Below are 1215 nucleotides of genomic sequence, written 5' to 3' on the forward strand. Positions count from 1 at the left end.
GGGCACACCCAGAGGTTGACCCTCTCGGGGCGGTCGAACAATCTCATCTCGAATCAGCTTCACCGCATGCAAACAGAACCTTCTGGAAGAGTCATAGGACTTGGCGTTCACGACTCCGTGATGATGTCCTTCGGACTTGCCCTTGACGGGACCTTCCATCTGAATCTTCAGACGGCTTCCGGGCAGCGCCAGCAGTTGCTGCTTTCCGGTGTCATCAGAATCGGCCTGAGGGATTTCATCAGCGGTCTGGTGGTCTCGGAAGTTTTTTTCTGGCGGTTGAACTCGGCTGAGCACGTCAGCGAAGACGCTTGGCGAGTTTTGCTTGGTGGAAACTTCCTGGAGAGAGATCTCGCTCCAACAATCGATCAACTCACTCGAGATCACAACTCGTGCTCATTGCTCTTGTTGGAGTCGTCATACGGCGGCACAGTAGCCGCCCTCTGCAACCGTCTGAGTGTTGAACACTTCTCGTGACCAAGCGCCTTGTCAAATAGAATCGAGACGCCCCATGGACGAAGTCAATCGCACATCGCGCCAACGAGCGGTGATGGACAGGTCGCCGGACACTCACACGCCTGTTGAAGATGTTCGCGGGCCCGATGCTCACACCGGCGTGCGCAGCCGCAGTTCCGACGCCGGCAACGGGTGATACGGCTGTTCGCCGTCGTTCAATCGGAACCTCGCCTCCAGCGCCTCGACGCCGTCCAGCAACGCCTGCAACTGCGCCGCTTCGTCGGGCTTCAACTGCCGCGTCTCGTCGTCGACACGCGGCCTGTTGTCCCGCTCGCGTCGGGGCGGATGCAAAGGCTGCACATGCACGGCCTCGTCGATCGCCTCCCGCATCGGCACCGTGTGCGCTTGGCTCGCCGCCGCCGAAGCGGCCCCCTTCAGCCAGCCGCGCAAGCCCGCCAGCAGCGCCTGCAGCCGCACCCAGCGCTGCTCGCGCCAGGCCGGCGTCGCACGCTGGCCCGGCGCATCGGCATAGCGCTCGACGAACAGGCGGCCGCTGGCCGTGCCATAGCGCCGCGCCATCCGCAGGATGCGCTTGCGCGGCATGCCGATGTGCAGCTCGCCCTCGCCCGGCCGCAGCGCGAGCCGCGCAACGCGGTTGCGCGCGGTGGCCAGGCGCATCGCGCTGCGGTCCTGCCAGTCCTTCGCGGTGAGTCCGGCCGCCAGCAGGAAGCCCGCCAGGAAACCCAGCGGCTTGCCATGGCG

General features: G+C 64.4%; 2 protein-coding genes. One reads left to right on the forward strand and one right to left on the reverse strand.

Translation table 11 applies throughout. The features are described 5' to 3' along the window. The coding region (locus AC1D12_RS33695) for a hypothetical protein (protein ID WP_477845427.1) at positions 1-474 on the forward strand (474 nt) is incomplete at its 5' end. Positions 475-603: 129 nt separating this feature from the next. Here the strand turns inward: AC1D12_RS33695 and AC1D12_RS33700 are convergent. Beyond that, positions 604-1215, reverse strand: a 612-nt coding sequence (locus AC1D12_RS33700) for a hypothetical protein (RefSeq protein WP_477845428.1), incomplete at its 5' end; no start/stop codon positions are given.

This window comes from Rhizobacter sp. P1_G5 (assembly GCF_056405435.1).